Source organism: Paraglaciecola sp., assembly GCF_030730205.1.
Classification (GTDB): domain Bacteria; phylum Pseudomonadota; class Gammaproteobacteria; order Enterobacterales; family Alteromonadaceae; genus Paraglaciecola.
Genome location: NZ_JANQVQ010000128.1, coordinates 1 through 3,652 on the forward strand (window position 1 = coordinate 1; position 3,652 = coordinate 3,652).

Below are 3,652 nucleotides of genomic sequence, written 5' to 3' on the forward strand. Positions count from 1 at the left end.
TACGTGAACTGTTTACGACTGCAGTAGGCAACTTGGCAAATAAAAGGTAGCTGCCTTCCTCTTCGCCTTTTGATAAGCGAAATTCACCCGCATTAAAAACATCGGCTTGTGCCAATGCGCTAAAGTAGGCGCTTAACACTAAACCTATGATGGTGATAAATGACTTAAAACTCATGACGAATTATCTCGTATTTACCATTTAAGCCTTTGATATATTTTTGTACTGAATTAGACATATGAGAGCGGATATAGTCGTTTCCAACTTGTTGACGCGCTTGGTCAAACGACATCGGCATAGCCGGCTCACGCTTACTTACTTGATAAAAATGCCATCCAAATAACGACTCTGTTGGACCAAACCATGTATCTTGCTCACTAGAAGTCAAGTTATCTAAAAAAGGTTTGCCAAACAAACCTCGGATCATGCTTTCACCATAGTTTGGCATGTCTCTGCCTTGCCAAAATTCATCGCCCGCCACCTCTTGACCAGAATTCAAGGCAGCTAGAAGTGTATTTGCTTCGCCTGGTTCGTTAGCAAAATACACATGTTGAAAACTGACTGTTGCTTCATGGTAATAGCGTTTAATGTTTTCTAAATAATATTGCACTAGCTGTGCTTCTTGTGGCTCTTGAAAATCTTCTGTCAATTGATAGCGCATTTGCTCTATTAGTTGGGTTCTCACTGCGGGATCAATCAAATGAAAGTCTTTTGCTAATGCTTCACGAAATAAGACTTCTTCTTCAATAAAGTCATTTTCGATCTTTGCGATATCTTCTGGGGTGGCTTTACGTCCCACAAGGCTTTCATATTGCTCAACAAATATAGCGCGATTATCCGGACTTAATTCAACAACCGGCTCTTTGTCTAAAGACCAATAATAAAATAAAAAAACCAGTATCCCGATGGAAATAAAAGCAAATAACGGATCGTTGAACAACTTCTTAAACATTTATATCTCACTATAAAATGAAAAGAGCAAAGTTTTATTTGACCACTATTTATTTGGCCAAATAGCTTTGCTCACAACTTAACTATTATTGTTTTGGTTTGGCGTAATTGAAATCAACTTCTTCTCTTAAGCCTTCTTTTGCACCCTTAATACCCGCTTCAGGTTGATTATGCTCAGTGGTTAAATCTGACAAATAGAAGCCATCAGTGATGCCTTTTTTTCGCATTGCAATACCGGTAAGACAGGCATGCATCACAAAGTTAGCGTTAAGGGCTGAGCGATACGTTGGGTCCATTAATGGATCTAATTCAACAATTTCAAAGCCCACAATGTCACTCTCTGTGCATAATGCGCGCACAATAGGAATAGCTTCACGCATCGTCAATCCTCCTGGCACAGGTGTACCAGTACCTGGCACAAATGCGGGATCGATCACATCAACATCAAAGGAGATATATAACTTCTCAGTACCTTCACGCGCTTCTTTAATGGCGGTTTCCATCACGGTTTTCCAACCCTTTTTCTCCACCTCAGCCATAGTGTGATAACGCATACCGTTATTACGCATCCATTCAAAACCTTCAGCACTAGGCCATGGCCCACGTAAACCTACTTGAATGTAGTTCTCTGGCTTAACATGGCCTTCTTTGACCGTGCGGTAAACAGGCTGGCCATGAGTCATATAATGAGGACGGTTACTGCCCGCATCATAATGCGCATCAAAATGCACCACCCCAAAACTACCTTTACCATGTACATCGGCCAAACCAGCAATATCAGGATAGGCCAAGCTATGATCACCACCGACGATAAAAGGGATGGCGCCAGTTTTAGCAATTTTAGCGATTTCCTCTCTAACATGACCCAAGGTTAACTCAGTACTCATATTATCTACCGCAATATCGCCATAGTCAGCAATAACCAACTCTTTACTTGGATTAACCATAGTATTCATATCAGGACCCGATGCGCCCATAATGTTACGCATCGCTTCAGGTCCATAACGTTGACCACGATAGCCTGAGCCCATATCAAGGGGAATACCGACAATGGCAACATCTACGTTGGCGGCTTTTAAATCTTCTGGATACAAAGCAACCGGCGCATTTGCAAAGGTTTTAATACCAGAGTTATATTGGCTCACATAACGGCTCATTTGAATTAAACCGGGATCACGTTGAGGATTTAATGCTTGTGGGCGAATCACTTTCCACGCGTTAAACATGGGTGATTCGGTATTCATGGGAATAGCCGACATATCGCGGCCTGGCTCATATTTACTGGCTTGTTGAATATCAATCATGCCATCTAAATAGTCTTCTATTTCCGCGCTTGATTTGCCTTCCATTGCTTGATAAAAGCGCTCTGTAGAGCCCAGTAACATGCCAGGAAGTGGTGAATCTAACACCCCTAATTTTTCTTCTGAAATACCTTTAACCTTAGCTTTGAAACTGGCGGGCATCTCAACTTTTTCTTCTGCAGCATTTAGCGATAATGACACGCCACTACTGAGCAAACTCCCTATCACAACGGCCTTTAGTACCTGTTTTATACGCATAACGTTTCCTAAAATCACTTAAAATGTGGTCATCTATCACAGATGACCACAACCAGGATTACATACCAAATTGATAACTAAACTTAATGCCGACAGTGCGGGGTTTAAGGATGAAATGGCTATAACTGCGTTGAATGTCGCCACGATTACCAGACTCGATATCATCGTAACTTTGATTTGACGAAATAAAGCTATATTTATCGAACAAATTCGTCACGTAAAAAGTAGCATTCCAATTCTCACCTGACAATTTAGCGTTAATATTATTGGTACCATATCCAGGTAATGTTTCACCACCATAATTAAGGCCAATGGTCGAGTAAACATCGCTTTGTGCGGTCAAACCGTAGTTAAGATCCAGCACCTTATCCCACAATTCTGTTTGATAGTTTAAGCCTAAGGAAAACTGATGTTCAGCCGTCCCAGGTAAACGCTCTCCATCGTAAGCGCCCACACCACCACCGTAAATATTAGGTGCATCTGCCGTCAATTCCGCTTTAGCATAAGCATAAGTGGTATAGGCGGTTAAATAGTCACTTAACATCGCTCTAGAGCTAATCTCAATACCCCGTGAATTGGCACCCTCGGCGTTAGTTAAAATACCCACCGCACCATTTTCGGTAATACCGGAGACTTGAGCATCCTCCCAATCAACGTTAAATAAGGCCACGTTAAAGTGAAAACGGCTTTGCAACCAAGTGGATTTAATCCCAAGTTCATAGTTGGTGGTGGTATCCGCAATGTAAATTTGCTCGTTGGGTAAGGCACAGATAATTTGATTTTCAATTTCGTCAATATTGTCTGGACAGGCCGCGACACGGTTAGCCCCACCAATTCGGAATCCTTCACTGACCGTCACATAGGTCATTAATGTATTACTGTAGCGGTAGCTAACATTAAACTTAAACAGCGTGCCACCTTTATCACTCGAGGCAGACTTAGGAGTAAAAATCAACGAATCAGGGTCACGACCTTTAAATACGGTATTATATAAAGGTAAATCGACTGCCGAGCTAGTTTCTACCTCATAATTGTATTTACGCAAACCTAGGGTGACATCGAGGTCGTCTGCTAGGGCATAAGAAATTTCACCAAACAAGGCACTTTCGGTCGTTTCTGAGGCGGAATTTGAAGCATATTCAAT

Annotated in this window: 3 protein-coding genes; all 3 read right to left on the reverse strand. The window is 41.8% G+C overall.

Going from position 1 to position 3,652, the window contains the following annotated elements; genetic code table 11:
* Nucleotides 1–164: 164 nt before the first annotated feature.
* Nucleotides 165–950 carry a peptidylprolyl isomerase gene (locus NWQ57_RS09355; protein ID WP_306021888.1) on the reverse strand — a complete coding sequence of 262 codons (786 nt, stop codon included), beginning with the start codon at nt 948–950 and terminating at the stop codon, nt 165–167.
* A gap of 85 nt (nt 951–1,035) precedes the next feature.
* Complete coding sequence (locus tag NWQ57_RS09360; RefSeq protein ID WP_306021889.1) at nt 1,036–2,508, reverse strand: agmatinase family protein; 1,473 nt, start codon at nt 2,506–2,508, stop codon at nt 1,036–1,038.
* Nucleotides 2,509–2,566: 58 nt separating this feature from the next.
* Nucleotides 2,567–3,652, reverse strand: a 1,086-nt coding sequence (locus tag NWQ57_RS09365) for a TonB-dependent receptor (protein ID WP_306021890.1), incomplete at its 5' end; no start/stop codon positions are given.